We start from the raw sequence: 15877 nt of genomic DNA, 5'->3' as shown, positions 1-15877 counted from the left end.
CGTGGCGCCGGATGTCCGCCTCGACGAGCTGACCCCGGCCACCACGGCCGAGCCGCTCGATCTGGAAGAGGGTGGCACGGCGAAGGTCAGCCAGGTGACGTACGCCGGACGGCCGTACCTCTTCAAGCGGTACCACGACGAGCTGCGGGACGCGGTACGCCCGCAGCCGCTGCGGAAGATGCTCGACTGGCGTCGCGAACGCTCCGCCGACGAGCGGGCCTGGCTGCACAACGGGGCGGCCTGGGTGCGTCACCTGGTGTGGGAGGGCGACCGCCTGACCGGACTGCTGGTGCCGCAGGCGCCTCCCGACTTCATCGCCGGGCGGCAACCGCGCACGTTGGACACTCTGGCGCATGACCGGCCGACGCCGGTGAAGCTGAACGCGTTCGGCCATCTGATCGCCGCGGTGGCGTGGTTCCACCGGCGCGGGGTGGTGATCAACGACCTGCACGCCTACAACGTCCTGGTGCGGGCGACCGGCGCCGGCGTCTACCTGGTCGACTGCGACTCGATGACCGGCGAGCACTGGGAGCCCGTGCTGCCGGCCAACCTTGCTCCCGACCAGATGCGCGACGTGATCCCCGATGTCGACCGGCCGCGACCCGAGGTGGACTACGCCCGGCTGGCTCAGATCATCGTCACCACGACGCTCGACCTGGACGTCGCCGAGATCGCTACCCTCGACGAGGACGCCACCTTCGGTTCCCTGTGCCGTGAACTGACCGAGCCCGTGGCCCTGTTCCTCTGTGCGGCCCGCACCTGCGAGAGTGGCCCGGGAGCGGTCGAGGAGTGGGCCCGGCTGGGTGACCTGTGGCGGCAGCCGGCCCGCGCCTGGGTCCGCATGCCGGACCGTCGGCCGGCCTGCGAAGGCTGGAACCCCGTCGGGGGTCCGCTGCTGCCACGCACCGGGTTGCCCCGCCTCCCCCTGCCCGAGCCACCGCGCCTCGGCGGCCCGGACGTCGTGGCCGCGTCGCCGGTCCGGCGCTTCCCCGCCGCGGAGATCCGCTCCCGGTCGTGGACGCCGCCGGCCGGCTCCGCGCGGACGCGACAACTGGTGGCGGCGATCGGAGTGGCCGCGCTCTGTCTGATCACCCTGCTGGTCAGCGTGGTCGTCTGAGATGAGCGAACTGATCGTCGAGGCCGGCGAGTCCCGTCTCCGGCTGCGCGACGGACAGGTGGGGTACATCCAGACGGTCGCCGGCGGACTGGCCCTGAGCGGTGATCCACGGGGACCGGGCCGGGCCGGCTTCATCGTCCGGTTGATCGGTGGCTGGTATCTCTACACCGACGACCCGGCCACGACCGGCCTGGAGATCGACGGCGCCCGGGTCTGCGTCCAGGCGACGCCGCTGACCGGCCGCCACGTGCGGATGGCGAGCTCACCGCGGTCGCACCGCGCCCGCGACGACCGGATGACGCTGGCCCAGGCATTGCGCGAGAGCTGTCCGACCTACGGCGACCTCGAGCAGATGCTGGCCGCCCGATGCAGTGTCGAGCTGCGCGATCTGGGCGGCCCGCGGGCGATGGACAAGGTGGCCGCCCGAGTGGTCGCGTACGCCGAGCAGTTCTGCTGGTTGCCCGAGCTGGCGCAGGCGGTCGGATGGAACCGGCCGGAGGTCCCGGACGACGAAAGACCAGATCCCGCGCCGGTGCTCGACGAGAGCATCGTCGACCTCGCGGCCGGCTTCCAGGATCCCGACGACTTCGGGCGCAAGCTGCAAGAGAACAGCCGGCGGATCTGCCGGATCGAGGTGGACGCACCCCGGCGCAAGGTGCACGGCACCGGATTCCTGGTCGGCCCCGACCTGGTGCTGACCAACTATCACGTGCTGGCCGACGTGCTGACCGGGCAGTCGCCGCCCTCCGCCGTACGCTTCCGGTTCGGCTACCGGGTCGTCGGCGACCACGTGGATCGGGGACGCGAGGCCGGCCTGGCCCGCCGCTGGAACGTCGCGAGCAGCCCGCCCGACCGCCAGCAACACCGGAGGACGGGAGGCGAGCGGCTCGACTACGCCCTCGTGCGCCTGAACGCGCCGGTCGGCCGGGACCGGGACGACTCGGCGTCCGGCGGCGTCCGGGGCTGGCTACGGCTCTCACCCGGCACCGGTATCCGGCCCGCCCGGTCACAGCTGCTGATCCTGCAGCACCCGAACGGTGGTCCGCTCAAGATGGCGATGGCGCCCGACGGGCTGGTGGACGTGCGCGGCAACCGCCTGATCCACCGCGTCAACACGCTGGGCGGCTCCTCCGGCGCCCCCTGCCTCGATTTCGATTTCACCCTGCTCGGGCTGCACCGCTCGGGCTGCGACGACCGCCGCAACGAGGCGGTCCCGATCGAGGTGATCGCCCGCCACCTCCGCGCCCAGGGCCATGACCGACTGCTGAACACCTGACCCGGGAGACACCCCATGTCGTTCATCTGTGTTGACCGCATCCCCGGCCTGCTCGACCTCCCCGACCCCGGGACCGAGTTCGGCGAGGAGGCGTGCGGCGACGCCGCGTACTACTGGCCGACGGGCACGGCGCTCACCGTCCGGTTCCTGGACGGCCCCCCGGACCTGCGAGCCCGTGTGATGGCGGCCGCCGGGGCGTGGACCGAGCACGCCAACCTGAGTCTCACGGTGGTCGACACCGGCCCGGCGGACCTGCGGATCACCTTCCGCGGCGCCGGCAACTGGTCGGCGCTGGGCACGACCAGCCGCAACCCCCGGTCGTACCCCGCCGACCACCCCACCATGTGCCTCGCGGAGGCCGGCACAGCCGGACCGTCGCGGCTGGCCCGGATCGCCCGCCACGAGTTCGGCCACGCGATCGGCCTGGTGCACGAACACTCGTCGCCGGCCGCCGGCATCGCCTGGAACCGGCCGGTGGTGCTGAACACGCTGGCCGGTCCGCCCAACTTCTGGTCGATGGCCGACGTCGCCGTCAACGTCTTCGACCGCTACCACACCACGCGGACCCAGTACACGGCCTTCGATCCCCACTCGATCATGCTTTACGCTTTCCCTCCTGAGTGGACGCTGGACGGACGGACCTTCCCCGAGAATGTCGAACTTTCCGCCACCGATCGGGCTTTCGCCGCGCAGATCTATCCGTAGGTCCGTCCGGAACACGACGTCCGGAGGCTGTGCGGGGAACCGATGAGGCGGTGGGGGGGTCGAACGAGCATGGGACTGGGTCGCCGGACACTGATCGTCGCCGCCATGGGCGCTGTTCTCCCGGTGGGGGCCTGCGCGGCGCGGGAACACCGTGGGCCGGGCCGGGCGGGGTGGCGGGAGGTGCCCGGCGGGCCGCTCGGGCCGCGCGAGCAGACCCTGGCCCTGTGGACCGGCCGGGAGGTGCTGCTGGTCGGGGGGAGCGACGCGCCGCCGTGCCCGCCCAACGCCGACTGCCCGGACGACCCGACGCCGCTCGCCGACGGGGCCGCCCTCGAACCGGTCACCGGGCGCTGGCGGACGATCGCCGCCTCTCCGGTGCCGCTGAAGGGTGGACAGGGAGTGGTCCTCGGCTCGAAGGCGTACGTCCTGCCGCATCGGGCCGAGCGGGAGCTGCTCGTCCACGACGTCGAACGGGACAGCTGGTCCCGGCTCCGGGCGCCGTTCGACCCGCAGGCCGGCTACCAGCTCGTGGCGGCCGGGGAACGGCTGGTGGCCTACCGGGGCAGCGACGAGGACGGCGCGGCCCCGGACTTCCTTCTCGACCCGGCGACGGCACGCTGGTCCGCGCTGCCGGACGACCCGCTGGGCGCAGCCTTTGACCGGGCGATGGCCTGGACCGGGCGGGAATTGCTGCTCTTCGACCATGAGCTGATCCCGAACCCCGGCGTGGACGGGCCCCCGCTCGTCCGGGCCGCCACTCTGGACGTGGACAAAGGCTCGTGGCGGCGGCTGCCCGAACTCCCCATGCTGTCGACCGGGCCGTGGATCGTGGCCGGCGATTCGCTGGTCAACCCCGCGCTCGGCGGCGCCGACGGTGGGCGGGTGGGCAACTGGGGGCGGACCTATCCGTACGGGGGCCGGGTCGAGATCGCCACCGGCGCCTGGTCGCCGCTGCCGGATCCGCCGGCCGGCGAGGCCCTCGGCTCGGGCGCCCGGGCCGGCGGCACCGCCCTCTATCCGAGCCTGGCCGAATGGGTGCTCGACACCGGCAGCGGTACGTGGCAACGGGTTCCGCCGCCACCCGGCGACGACCTCAGCGGTTACGCCGTGGTCGCCGCCGGTGCGGACCTGGTGATCTTCGGTGGCGCGAGCCCGTCCGGAACGCTGGTCGGCGTCACCCGGGTCTGGACGCCTTAGATCAGCGCTCGGACTCGAGCTCGGCGGGCTTGCCGTTCGTGGCCGGAGTCGCGTTCGCGCCCAGCTTGCCGAGCAGAGCGGTCAGGTCGATGCCGGTCAGGTCGGTGCCCAGTTGCAGGCCCTGGGCGACGTTGTTGGCCACCGACTTGGTCAGCGACGACGCGCCGTCGGTCGAGATGACGGTCATCTTGTCGATCGAGCCCATCGGCGCGGCGGCCGCCTCGACGACCTGGGGCAGCACCCGGACCAGCAGGTCGAGCACGGCCGCCTCGCCGTACGCGGCGAACGCCTCGGCCTTGCGGGCCATCGCCTCGGCCTCCGCCCCACCCTTGGCCAGGATGGCCGCCGCCTCGGCGGTGCCCTCCCGCTCGATCGCCTCGGCGATCGCGGTGCGCCGGCGCTGCTCGGCCTCACCCTCCTTGGCGCCCTCGATGGCGTTGGCCTCGGCCAGCGCGGCCCGGCGGGCCCGCTCACCCTCACCGGTCAGGCGGGCCTGCTCGGCCGACGCCTGCGCGGCCGCGATGACGGCCTGGCGCTGCGCGTCCGCACCCAGCACGGCGGCGGCGCGGGCGGCCTCGGCCTCCTGCTCGACCTTGTAACGCTGGGCGTCGGCCGGCTTGCGCACCTCGGTGTCGAGCTGACGCTGCTTGAGCTCGGCGTTGCGCTCGGCCACCTTCTGCTGCTCGGCCAGGATGATCTGCTCGCGCTCGGCCTGAGCCAGCGGGCCCGCCGCGGCCGATTTCGCCTTGGCCGCGTCGATCTCGGCCTGGATGCCGGCCTGCTTGAGCGACAGGTTGCGCTGCGCCTCGGCGATCGCCTCCTCGGCCAGCAGGCGCTCCTGCTCGGCCTGCTGCCGGGCGCGGGCCTCGGCGATGGCCGCGTCCTTGAGCACGCGGGCCGCCTCGGGACGACCCAGATCCTGCAGGTACGACCCCTCGGCCACGATGTCCTGCAGCTGGAACGCGTCGAGCACCAGACCCTGGTTGGTCATCGAGTGCTCGGCCTCCTCGGCCACCGCGCTGGCGAACGCGGCCCGGTCGCGGATGATCTCCTCGATGGTGAGCCGGCCGACGATCGACCGCAGCGCGCCGGCCAGCACCTCGCGGGTGAACTCCTCTATCTCGGCCTGCTGGTGCAGGAAGCGCTGGGCGGCGGCGCGGATGGCGCCCTCGTTCCCCCCGACCTTGACGATGGCCACGCCGTGCAGCTCGGCCCGGATGCCCTGTTTGGACACCGCGCCGCGGATGCTGACATCGATGCGGCGGCTGGACAGGTCGAGCGACTGCAGTTTCTGGACGACCGGCAGGACGAACACCGAGGCGCCCATGACGACCTTCTGCCCGGACATGTCGGTGCTGCTGGTGCCGTCGGCCGACTGCGTCGTGCGGCCCTTGCGGCCGGTGATGATGAAAGCCTCGTTGGGCCCCGCCACCTTGATGCGGGAGAGCACGAACAGGATGAGCAGGATGACAAGGAGTACGGCACCGCCGACGGCGATGAGCAGAGGTGACATCTACGCTCCAGGGTGGAGGGTCTCATCGACCCGAAGGGTTTCCTCGACGACGACACTGGTGTCGGACGGCGCCTCGATGACGAAGACGTGGGCGCCGGCCGGGATGGGGTGGTGGGCGCGGGCGTACAGCTTGACCGGCTGCCCGCCGAGCCGGATGCGGACCTCGCCGTAACCTGTCCCGGCCGGCACGGCGGTGACGACCACCCCGAGCGAGCCGACCAGATCCTGGCGGCGGGGAGTGGCGTCGGTGTGCATGGTGCGGGCCGCCCACGACAGGCGCAGGGCCAGCCAGGCGGTCGGGGCCGCGGCGACCAGGCCGATGGCCGCCGACGCGGCGATCGGCCCCGGCGTGCCGGCGTTCAGCACCTCGGCCGCGATCGCCCCGGCGAAGCCGAACGCGCCCAGGAAACCGGCGACCACCTCGAGCGACACCGGCCCCTCACCGAAGTGCAGGACGCTGAGCAGCTCGCCGCCGAGCAGGGCCAGCGCGAGAGCCACCACACCGGCCCCGCCGAGCACCAGGAAAACCAAGGTCGCCGTCGCCATCGGCCCGCCCTCCCCCGCCCGAACGCCGAGGTCAGGGTAGTTCATCGACGCCAGCGCGGACCGGCCGGATGCGCCGCTGCGGCGGCCGGACTTTCTGGCTGGCGCGCGGACAACAGGCCTTCGGAGTCGCGGCAGGCCGGCCCGAGCGGCAGCAGGACGATCCGGTACTCCCGCTACGCCGCGGCCAGGGCGATCGCGGCGATATCATCGGCCGCATGCCCGAGCTGATCAGACCGACGACCCGGCTGCACGCCGGCTGGCTGGAGTGCCGGGACGACTTCGGCCGCGGCGTTCATCAGGACGGCGCCGGGTTGCGGCCCGCCGACGAGGTCGACTCCGGGCCCGGCTTCGCGGCCTGGGTCGACAAGCTGACCGGCGAGGAGGACCCGGCGGTGGTCCCCGCGGAGGGCTGGGTGCACTGCACCTATCGGTGGGTGGTCGAGGACGACCGGGTGCTCGGGTCGATCGCGCTACGGCACGAGCTGAACGCGCTGCTGCTGGACGCCGGTGGGCACATCGGCTACAGCGTCCGGCCGTCGGCCCGCCGGCGCGGGCTGGCCTCGTGGGCGCTCGGCGAGATGCTGAGCGAGGCGCGCCGGCTCGGGCTGGACCGGGTGCTGGTCACCTGCAAGGTGGGCAACGTGGCGTCGGCGCGCACGATCGAGCGCCGGGGCGGGGTGCTGGAGGACGTCCGCGACACCGAGCTGGGCACGATGAAGCGTTACTGGATCGCCCTTTCCCAGGGCCGCGACGGGTCAGACCGGCTCGGCGTAGACGACGACGTTGTGGCTGTAGACGCCGTTGTGGAACGTTCCGCCGCACGTGACCAGAGCTAGACGCGGCGCGGTGCCGGGCGCGAAGAGATCGGCGGGCAGTCGCTGCTTGGCGTAGCTGCGTCGCGCCACCGCCCGGTACGCGACGACGCGGTCGCCGGCCCGGACCTCGATCGTCGCCCCCAGCGGCAGCGTCTCCAGCCGGAACAGGGCGCCGGGGCCGTCCTCGGCGGTGTCCACGTGACCGGCGATCACGACCGTCCCGCGCGGCGAGCCGGGCGTCGCCGACCCGATCCACCAGCCCAGCCGGGAGGGGTCGTCGGGCACGGCGAGCGAGCGGTCGGGCCGCACCCCGACGGCCTGGACCGGGGCGTCGACCTTGAGCTTGCCGATCGTCACGCCGGCCGGGGCGGCCCATGCCGGAGCAGCCGGCACCGACGCCGCCGGGCTGCGCCGGGCGGCGGGCGCCGAGGACACCGGCGCCGGCGCGGGCGCGGCGCTGACGGCGGCCGCGGCGGGCACCGCGCCGGCGTCGTCGACCTGCCGTCCCGAGTGGACGGCCAGGGCCACGCCGGCGACCGACGCCGACAGGCCGGCGGCGAGAGCCGCCCAGCCCGCCGCGCGCCGGCCGCCGGCTACGGCGTGGGTCACGCCTGGACCGGGCGGCGCCGCCGGAGCAGCACCGCCGCGGCCACCATCAGCAGGACGCCCAGGGAGAGCAGCGCCACGACCGGAGTCGTGAAGGTGCGGTCCGCGGCCTGGCCGCCGGTCCCCGTGCCGATGCTGGCGGGCACGCCGAGCTCCCGCGCGGCGTTGTCGAGCAGCTCGTGGTGCGAAGCGATGACCGGGGCGGCATCCCGCGCGTTCTTCTTGGCCGCGGCGTCGTTGCCCCGGGCGATCTCCCTCTGGCCGTTGGCCATGGCCGCCATGTGGGCGTCCATCTGCGTCGACACGAACAGCGCGTCGAAGTCGTCGCCGGACGTGGCCTGGTAGCGCGCGGCCAGCGCCTGCTGCTTCTCGTTGGGGGCCGAGGGCAGGTCGACGTCGAGCTGGGAAGCCGTCTGCCGCACGGCGGCGTCCAGCTTGGTGTGGTCGGCGACGAACCGGGCGCCGAGGTCCTTGACCTCCTCGCTCGCGCCCTTCTGCTGAGCCAGCTTGCCACCGGCGATCTCGGCCAGGTTCGACTGGTGCGCCGCCCGCAGGTAGGCGGCGTCCTGGTCGGAGGGTGCCGCCTGGGCCGCGGTCGCGGGAACCAGGAACATCCCGGCCAGGCCGAGGGCCAGCGCGACTCGTTTGATCATCATTCGTCCGTTCCTCTCGTTGGGAGCGAGAGGCGGATACCCGGCGATCCGGGGAGCATGCGCCGACCGACGCAAAAATCGACGCAACTTCTGAGACGTGCTCTCACCAGCGTAAACGCTCGTCTCGGCGGGGTACGGACAGGCGAACGGCCCCGTCGCTGAGCGACGGGGCCGATCGTGAGGACTGGCCGACCAAGGATGCGAGGCTCCTTGACCCCCGTGGCCAGTGTCGCTCGTCGTTGAGCAGGCTCGGCACCGAGTCTCGGCGTCGCGACCCCGGCGCGGGCGAAGTCTGGACGAATTTGGACGGTGATCGATACAGGCCCTAGCCTCGGTCGTCCGAGCCGTCGATACCTGGAGTGAGCGATGCCGTCGCAGGAACCGGTACCGACCGCGGACACGTTCGCCACGCTGCCCGACCCGGACGGGGCGACCACGCTCGACGACCTGGTCGAGCGGCTGCGGCTGCTCAAGGTGTGGGCGGGCGACCCCTCGTACGAGATGATCAAGGACCGGGTGAACGCGGTCTGGACCGCGGCGGGACGACCGGAGAGCGAACTGACCCGCCGGTCGACCGTGGCGAGCATCTTCACGCCCGGCCGGCGACGCCTCAATCCCGATCTCGTCATCGCGGTGGTCGAGGCCCTGCACTCCGACGTGGGGTACGTGACCCAATGGCGCCAGGCCCTGCGGGTGATCGACGGGGAGACCGAGGCGGTGGCCCAGGTCCGCGTCCAGGACACCCTGCCGGGGGACCTCGACGGGTTCACCGGGCGGTCCGTCGAGCTCGACCGGCTGCGCCGGGCCCTGCGCGACGGCGGCGCGGTCGTGATCTCGGCGATCGAGGGGATGGCCGGCGTGGGCAAGACCCAGCTTGCCGTCCACGCCGGGCATCAGCTGATCCGCGACGGCGCGGTCGATCGGGTGCTGTTCGTCAACCTGCGGGGCTTCCACCCGGACAGCTCGCAGCCGCCGGCCGATCCGCACGCCGTGCTCGACGGGTTCCTCCGCCTGCTCGGCGTGCCCGGCCAGGAGATCCCGCACGACCCGCCGGCCCGGGTCGCCGCCTACCGCGAGCGGCTCACCGGCAGCCGGACGCTGGTGGTGCTCGACAACGCGTCCACCGCCGACCAGGTGCGCCCGCTGCTGCCGGGCGTCGCGGGCTGCCGCACGCTGGTCACCAGCCGGCGCAGCCTGGCCGAGCTCGAGCCGGCCACCCGGCTCACCGTCGACGCGTTCACCCCGGCCGAGGCGCTGGCCTTCCTCGCCGGCACGCTGCCGGGGGTTCCCGTCGGCACGGATCCGGAGGCACCGGCCCGGATCACCCGGCGAGCCGGTCACCTGCCGCTGGCGTTGAGCCTGATCGCCGGTCACATCCTCGGTACGCCGGGGTGGACGCTGACCGACCACGCCGACCGGCTCGACGAACGCCACCGCGACCGGCGCCTCGACAGCGGCGTCGAGCTGGCCCTGGACCTGTCGTACCAGGGTCTCCCGCACGACCAGCAGCGGCTCTTCCGGCTGGCCGCCCTGCACCCCGGTCAGGACTTCGACGTGTACGCGGCGGCGGCGCTCGCGGGCATCGAACTGCCGGCCGCACGGGCGGGCCTGGACAGCCTCGGCCGCGATCACCTGCTGCAGCCGGCCGGCCCGGGCCGGCACACGTTCCACGACCTCGTCCGCGCCTACGCCGGCACGCGTGCGCGCGACCAGGATGCTCCCCCGGTGCGCCGCGAGGCGATGACCCGGCTCTTCGACCACTACCTGGCCGGCGCCGCGGCCGCCATGAACACGCTGCACCCGGCCGAGGCCCACCGCCGGCCGGACATCACGCCGACCCGCACGCCGGCTCCCGATCTGTCCGCTCCGGACAAGGCTTCGGCCTGGCTCGACCTCGAACGTCCCACGCTGGTCGCCGTGGCCGCGCACACGGCCGCGCACGGCTGGCCCGGGCACACCACCCGGCTCGCCCGCACCCTCTACCGCTACCTGCAGGGCACCGACAACACCGACGCGCTCACCGTGCACGGCCACGCCCTCGACGCGAGCCGGGACAGCGACGACCTGGCCGGGCAGGGGCACGCCCTGACCGGCATCGCCATCGTGCACCTGCGGATGGGACAGACCGAGCACGGCGCCGACCTGCTGCGCTCCGCCCTCGAGGTGTTCCGGCAGGTCGGCGATCCGGTCGGCCAGGCCGTCGCCCGGCACAACCTGGGCATGCTGGCCGACCGGTCGGGCGACTACGGGACCGCCATCGAGCACTGGCAGGAGGCCCTGGCCCTGTTCCGCCGGACCGCCGACCAGGTGGGGGAAGCGCTGACGCTCAACGTCCTGGGCATGGCCATGGACCGGGCCGGGCGCATCCCCGAGGCGATCGGCTACTGCGAGGACGCCCTGACGCTGGCCCGGCAGAGCGGCGACCGGCACGGCGCCGCCTTCGTGCTCAACACGCTGGGCGCCGTGGAGCTCACCTCGGGGCGGTACGAGGCGGCGGGCGAGCACCTGCGCGAAGGGCTCGACCTGTTCCGCCAGGTGCGCAGCCGGGCCGGCGAAGCCACCGTGCTGGACAGTCTCGGCATGCTGCACACCCGGCTCGACCAGCCCGGCCAGGCCCTCGATCACCACCGGCAGGCGCTGGTCATCGTCCGGGAGCTGGGCGACCAGGACGGGGAGACCCACGTGCTCAACGGCCTCGGCGCGGCCGCGCTCGCGGCCGGACAACCCGGTGCCGCCCTGGTCCACCACACCGCCGCCCTCACGCTGGCCGACAAGCTCGGCGTACGCGCCCCGCAGGCGCAGGCCCACGCGGGGCTCGCCGAGGCTCACCGGACGCTGGGCTCCCCCGGCGAGGCCCGCGGGCACTACGAGCGGGCTCTGGCCACGTACGCCGAGTTCGACCCGGTGGAAGCCGACCGGATCCGGGCCCGGATCGCCGAGCTCGACTGACAGCATTCCCTCGGCGCGCACGGCCCGGCTGGTCGTCATTGTGCTGGGAGCGCTCCCATGTAACGATGACAGTCAATACCGGAGGTGCCCATGAAACTGCGCGCCGCGTTGGCCGCCCTCGTCCTCGGTCTGGTCTGGCTGGTTGCCCCGCCCAGCGCGGCCGCGGCACCCGCCTACAGCTACGGGGAGGCGCTGCAGAAGTCGTTGTTCTTCTACGAGGCGCAGGTCGCGGGCAAGAAGCCGGCGTGGAACCGGGTGTCCTGGCGGGGCGACTCGGCGATGCGCGACGGCTCCGACGTCGGGCTCGACCTGACCGGCGGCTGGTTCGACGCCGGCGACCACGTCAAGTTCGGGCTGCCGATGGCGTTCACCACCACGATGCTGGCCTGGGGCGCGGTCGAGAACAGGGATGCCTACGCGAGCTCCGGCCAGCTGACCCACCTGCTGAACAACCTCCGGGTGCCCAACGACTACTTCATCAAGGCCCACCCGTCGGCCAATGTGCTCTATGGACAGGTGGGCAAGGGCGACGACGACCACAAGTGGTGGGGTCCGGCCGAGGTGATGCCGATGGCCCGTCCGGCGTACAAGATCGACGCAAGCTGTGGCGGCACCGAGCTGGCGGCCGAGACGGCGGCCGCGATGGCCGCCAGCTCCCTGGTCTTCCGGCCCACCGACGCCGCGTACGCGGACACCCTGCTCACCCACGCGAAGCAGCTCTACACGTTCGCCGACACCGTCCGGAAGAGCTATCACGAGTGCATCACCGACGTGACCTCGTTCTACCGCTCGTGGAGCGGCTACGCCGACGAGCTCGTGTGGGGCGCGATCTGGCTGCACCGGGCCACCGGCGACGCGACGTACCTGGCCAAGGCCGAAGCCGGCTACGACGCGCAGGGCAACGAGAACCAGACGAGCACCAAGATGTACAAGTGGACGATCTCCTGGGACAACAAGCAGTACGGCAACTACGTGCTGCTCGCCCGGCTGACCGGCAAGCAGAAGTACGCGGACGACGCCAACCGCTGGCTGGACTGGTTCACCGTGGGCGTCAACGGGGAGAAGGTCCGCACCTCCCCCGGCGGCATGGTCGTCGTGGACACGTGGGGAGCGTTGCGCTACGCCGCCAACACCGCGTTCGTCGCGCTGGTGCACAGCGACTCGCTGAGCGACGCGGCCCGGAAACAGCGCTATCACGACTTCGCGGTCAAGCAGATCGACTACGCGCTGGGGGCCAACCCGCGCAACGCCAGCTACGTCATCGGGTTCGGCGCCGGCTCGCCCCGGAACCCCCACCACCGTACGGCGCACGGCTCCTGGTGGGACAGCCAGCAGGTGCCGGAACAGACGCGGCACGTCCTGTACGGAGCCCTGGTCGGCGGACCGTCGGCGCCGGACGACAAATACACCGACAGCCGCGGCGACTACGTGATGAACGAGGTGGCGACCGACTACAACGCCGGGTTCACCTCGGCGCTGGCCCGGCTCTACGGCGAGTACGGCGGCGCGCCCGCCGCGGGCTTCCCCGTCGCCGAGAGGCCGGACCTTCCCGAGCTGTCGGTCGAGACCACGATCACGCAGAACGAGACCCGGTCGACCGGGATCAAGGCGGTCGTCTACAACAAGTCGGCGTTCCCGGCCCGCGCCCTGACCGCCGGCAAGTTCCGCTACTACTTCACCCGCGACGGCGACGCGGCGCTGACGGTGTCGTCGCCGTACACCCAGGGCTGCCCCGGGCCGACCGGCGCCAAGCAGTACGCGGGCGACGTCTGGTACGTCGAGGTCGACTGCACGGGCCACACCATCGCGCCGGCCGGCCAGTCGGCCCACCGCATGGAGGTGCAGCTCAAGATCGGCGTCGTCGAGGGCGGAACGTGGGATCCCACCGACGACCCGTCCTACCAGGCGGCGGCCGGCGCCAACCCGGGCGTGACCCTGTACGACGGCGCGACCCGGGTGTGGGGCTCGGAGCCCGGCCCGGCCGGCCCGACCCCGACGCCGCCCCTGCCGTCCGACTCGCCGTCGCCGTCCCCCACCCCGACGCCGACCCCGACCCCCACCCCACCGGCGGGTTGCCGGGTGGCCTACTCGACGACCGACTGGAGCAACGGCTTCACCGCGACGGTCACGCTCACCAACGGCCCGGCCGCGGTCGGCGCGTGGGCTCTCACCTTCCCGTACGCGGCCGGGCAGCGCGTCGCCCAGGCCTGGTCGGCGACGGTGACCCAGTCGGGCACCCAGGTCACCGCGGCGAACACGACCTGGAACGGCAGCCTGGCCCCGGGCGCGACGGTGAGCTTCGGCTTCAACGGCACACACACCGGCAGCAACCCCCGGCCGGCGTCGTTCGCCCTCAACGGCACGGCGTGCACGTCGGCCTGAGGCACGCCTGCGAAGTAGCCGCCGGCCACGCCGCGGCCCTGCTCCGCCTCTCGAACACGCCGCTGTTCGAAGTCGGGGCCGGGCGTGGCTGCACCCGTCCAACCCGGCCGTCGGCCGCTGTCCGAAGTCGTGGCCGGGTCACGGGGTGGCTCCACCCGTCCAACCCGACCGTTTGTTGCTGCCCGGGCTGGGCCACGGCGTAGCTGCACCCGCCCTACCCTTCGGCCGCTGTTCGAAGTGGGGCCGGGGCATGGCGTGGCTGCACCCGTCCAACCCGGTGCTCAGCTGCCGCCAAAGTCGGAGTCAGGGCGTGGCTCCCGGCCACAAGGCGACTTGGGCTGGACTTGCCGGCCTACCGTGCCAGCCGGCCGCGACACGGTAGGCCGGTCACGGCCGGCTACGGCGGACCGGACAGACGCAACCGGCTTGACCGAGTGGGTTCTTATGCAGCTTGCCACTGCTTTTTGCGGCCTGACACTGTGCGCCTCGGGCGGACGTCTACGGGTTGAAATTGTCGAGGCCCAGCTTCGATCTCCACGATGGTGGGCCTGCGGCGGGCCGCGTCCAGTAACGCGCCCTGTCGCGGAGCACGGCGAACAAGACTTCACAGCGACGGCAAGCCCGGCAAATCAGAGCGGCTTCTGAAGTTTTGCCGGGACGCGACTGCCGTCGTGGCAAGCGCGGCTGACAGGGCGAGCGCGGCTGACAGGGCGAGCGCGGCTGACAGGGTGAGCGCGGCTGACAGGGTGAGCGCGGCTGACAGGGTTGGCCACGGCGGCAGACTCTGGCGCAGCGCCCGAGCAGTCCCCGGTCGGGTCGACCAGATACGCGACGGCCAAGTAGGGACGAGCCAGGCAGGCGGGCCGGGTCCTCGCCGGGCTGTCCGACGGGCGGCGGCGCTTCGGTCAATTTCCGGGCCTGCTTGGTTGTCTGGTCTTCACGGGACAACCAAGCAGTCGGGAGTTGAGCATGCGAACCAGAACCATCATCGGTCTCGCGGTCGCGGGTGGCGCCGCCGCTGTTGCGGTCGGCTTCGGCGGGACCGCCCTGGCCGCCGGGTCGGAAACGGGAACGCACCCGGCCGTCCAGGTCACCGTCGACAACGGCCGCGCCGTCACGCCGGGCAGTGACACCGGGGCGGGCTCGGCGACGCAGTGGGACTGCCCGGAGAAGGACGGCTCGGCGGGACCGGGCGGCGCGTCACCGGGTGCCCAGTCGCCGGACACCCAGCCGCCGGCCGCCTCGCTCTGATCAACAGCATCACGTGAGTGCAACTACGCACGCGGTCGCCTTGGTCTGATCCGCAGGATCAGTCGGGCGTGACCACGCACGCAGGTCGCCCGGGTGGGGTGAGCGTTCCGGACGCGTAGCGGCCGGCTCGCCCCGCCCGGGCCCTCGGCGTGAGCAGCGATCTGCACCACCCACCCCGCTACGACCTCGGTGTTGATCTGCCCTGGTTGAAGCCCTGCTGGACGTAGCTCCTGACGACCTCGGGGCCGATCTGGCTGCCTGAAGTCTCGCAGCACCTTGGCTCGGCGGCTTCAGGAGAGATCCGCCTGGTTCAGGCCTGCTTCACGTGGGTCTTGACGACCTCGGCCAGCTCGGGGGTCCACTCCATCGGCTGGTGGACGGCCTTCGTGTGCAGCTCGACGTGCTGCAGCAGCTCGTCCTCCTGCGGCGTCGTGAACTCGGCCGGGCAGTCGTTGTTGAAGTCCGCGCAACGGATGGTCACTGTCATGCTCTACCGGTACCCGATGCCCGGCCGATAAACGTTCCGGCCCGCCATTGATCTTGTCCGCGACGGGGCTGACCTGGGAGACGCCGCGTGGTCATCCGCTTGGCGCCCGCCGCGGCGCGGTGTGCGGCAGCTCTGCCGAGGGGACGGAGTAGCGGCGATTCTTCCGCCACCCGAGCCGGCTCGGCGGAGACGTCTCCCCTGAGGTCGAGTCGATGGGTTGGTCGGCGACAGTAGCGCTGGTTTCGGCCCCGACCCATTGGCATGGTTGCACCGAGTCATCCGCGGTCTTGACCGGCGAACCGCACCGCGAAGCACGAGTGGAGTCGCGGCCGGCCGCTGTGACGTCCTCGACGGCTACGACCACGCCGGCCGGATAGACG

General features: G+C 72.6%; 13 protein-coding genes. 8 read left to right on the top strand and 5 right to left on the bottom strand.

Annotated features, from left to right (window positions below):
* The first annotated feature begins 1 nt into the window (after position 1).
* The 4 genes from HJC40_RS06530 to HJC40_RS06515 all read left to right on the top strand — a co-directional run bounded on the left by HJC40_RS06530 (position 2) and on the right by HJC40_RS06515 (position 4295).
* Positions 2 to 1117: a hypothetical protein gene (locus HJC40_RS06530; protein ID WP_249999059.1), complete on the top strand. Its 1116-nt coding sequence runs from the start codon at positions 2 to 4 to the stop codon at positions 1115 to 1117.
* Position 1118: 1 nt separating this feature from the next.
* Positions 1119 to 2393 (top strand): serine protease, encoded by a 1275-nt coding sequence (locus tag HJC40_RS06525; protein WP_249999057.1) that lies wholly within the window; start codon positions 1119 to 1121, stop codon positions 2391 to 2393.
* A gap of 15 nt (positions 2394 to 2408) precedes the next feature.
* Positions 2409 to 3098, top strand: a complete 690-nt coding sequence (locus tag HJC40_RS06520) for a Tolloid-like protein 1 (protein ID WP_249999055.1) — start codon at positions 2409 to 2411, stop codon at positions 3096 to 3098.
* Between the two features lie 105 nt (positions 3099 to 3203).
* On the top strand, positions 3204 to 4295 hold the full coding sequence (locus HJC40_RS06515; RefSeq protein ID WP_249999053.1) for a hypothetical protein: 1092 nt from the start codon (positions 3204 to 3206) through the stop codon (positions 4293 to 4295).
* 1 nt (position 4296) lies between these two features.
* Here the strand turns inward: HJC40_RS06515 and HJC40_RS06510 are convergent, their stop codons facing one another.
* Complete coding sequence (locus HJC40_RS06510; protein WP_249999051.1) at positions 4297 to 5808, bottom strand: flotillin family protein; 1512 nt, start codon at positions 5806 to 5808, stop codon at positions 4297 to 4299.
* On the bottom strand, positions 5809 to 6354 hold the full coding sequence (locus HJC40_RS06505) for an NfeD family protein (protein WP_249999049.1): 546 nt from the start codon (positions 6352 to 6354) through the stop codon (positions 5809 to 5811).
* 215 nt (positions 6355 to 6569) lie between these two features.
* On the opposite strand from HJC40_RS06505, the gene HJC40_RS06500 reads away from it, so the two are divergent.
* Positions 6570 to 7190 (top strand): GNAT family N-acetyltransferase, encoded by a 621-nt coding sequence (locus HJC40_RS06500; protein WP_249999047.1) that lies wholly within the window; start codon positions 6570 to 6572, stop codon positions 7188 to 7190.
* Here HJC40_RS06500 and HJC40_RS06495 read toward each other — a convergent pair.
* Both HJC40_RS06495 and HJC40_RS06490 read right to left on the bottom strand, forming a co-directional pair.
* The gene (locus tag HJC40_RS06495) at positions 7110 to 7778 is read right to left on the bottom strand and encodes a class F sortase (RefSeq protein ID WP_249999045.1); all 669 of its coding nucleotides are present in this window, start codon (positions 7776 to 7778) and stop codon (positions 7110 to 7112) included. The two genes, HJC40_RS06500 and HJC40_RS06495, sit on opposite strands and share 81 nt — an antisense overlap.
* On the bottom strand, positions 7775 to 8431 hold the full coding sequence (locus tag HJC40_RS06490) for a DUF4142 domain-containing protein (RefSeq protein WP_249999043.1): 657 nt from the start codon (positions 8429 to 8431) through the stop codon (positions 7775 to 7777). The genes HJC40_RS06495 and HJC40_RS06490 overlap by 4 nt, the downstream gene beginning before the upstream one ends.
* Before the next feature lie 363 nt (positions 8432 to 8794).
* Between HJC40_RS06490 and HJC40_RS06485 the strand changes: the two genes are divergently transcribed.
* The 3 genes from HJC40_RS06485 (at position 8795) to HJC40_RS06475 (ending at position 15010) form a co-directional block, all read left to right on the top strand.
* Positions 8795 to 11377, top strand: a complete 2583-nt coding sequence (locus tag HJC40_RS06485) for a tetratricopeptide repeat protein (protein WP_249999041.1) — start codon at positions 8795 to 8797, stop codon at positions 11375 to 11377.
* Positions 11378 to 11467: 90 nt separating this feature from the next.
* On the top strand, positions 11468 to 13759 hold the full coding sequence (locus tag HJC40_RS06480; RefSeq protein WP_249999038.1) for a glycoside hydrolase family 9 protein: 2292 nt from the start codon (positions 11468 to 11470) through the stop codon (positions 13757 to 13759).
* 969 nt (positions 13760 to 14728) lie between these two features.
* Positions 14729 to 15010 (top strand): hypothetical protein, encoded by a 282-nt coding sequence (locus HJC40_RS06475; RefSeq protein ID WP_249999036.1) that lies wholly within the window; start codon positions 14729 to 14731, stop codon positions 15008 to 15010.
* A gap of 310 nt (positions 15011 to 15320) precedes the next feature.
* On the opposite strand, the gene HJC40_RS06470 is transcribed toward HJC40_RS06475, so the two are convergent.
* Positions 15321 to 15497: a DUF1059 domain-containing protein gene (locus HJC40_RS06470; protein WP_249999033.1), complete on the bottom strand. Its 177-nt coding sequence runs from the start codon at positions 15495 to 15497 to the stop codon at positions 15321 to 15323.
* Positions 15498 to 15877: the final 380 nt, after the last annotated feature.

The sequence above is a fragment of the Actinoplanes sp. M2I2 genome (assembly GCF_023544445.1).
Classification (GTDB): Bacteria; Actinomycetota; Actinomycetes; order Mycobacteriales; family Micromonosporaceae; genus Actinoplanes.
Note: the sequence above shows the minus strand (reverse complement) of the source record. Positions and strands in the feature narration are given on the sequence as shown.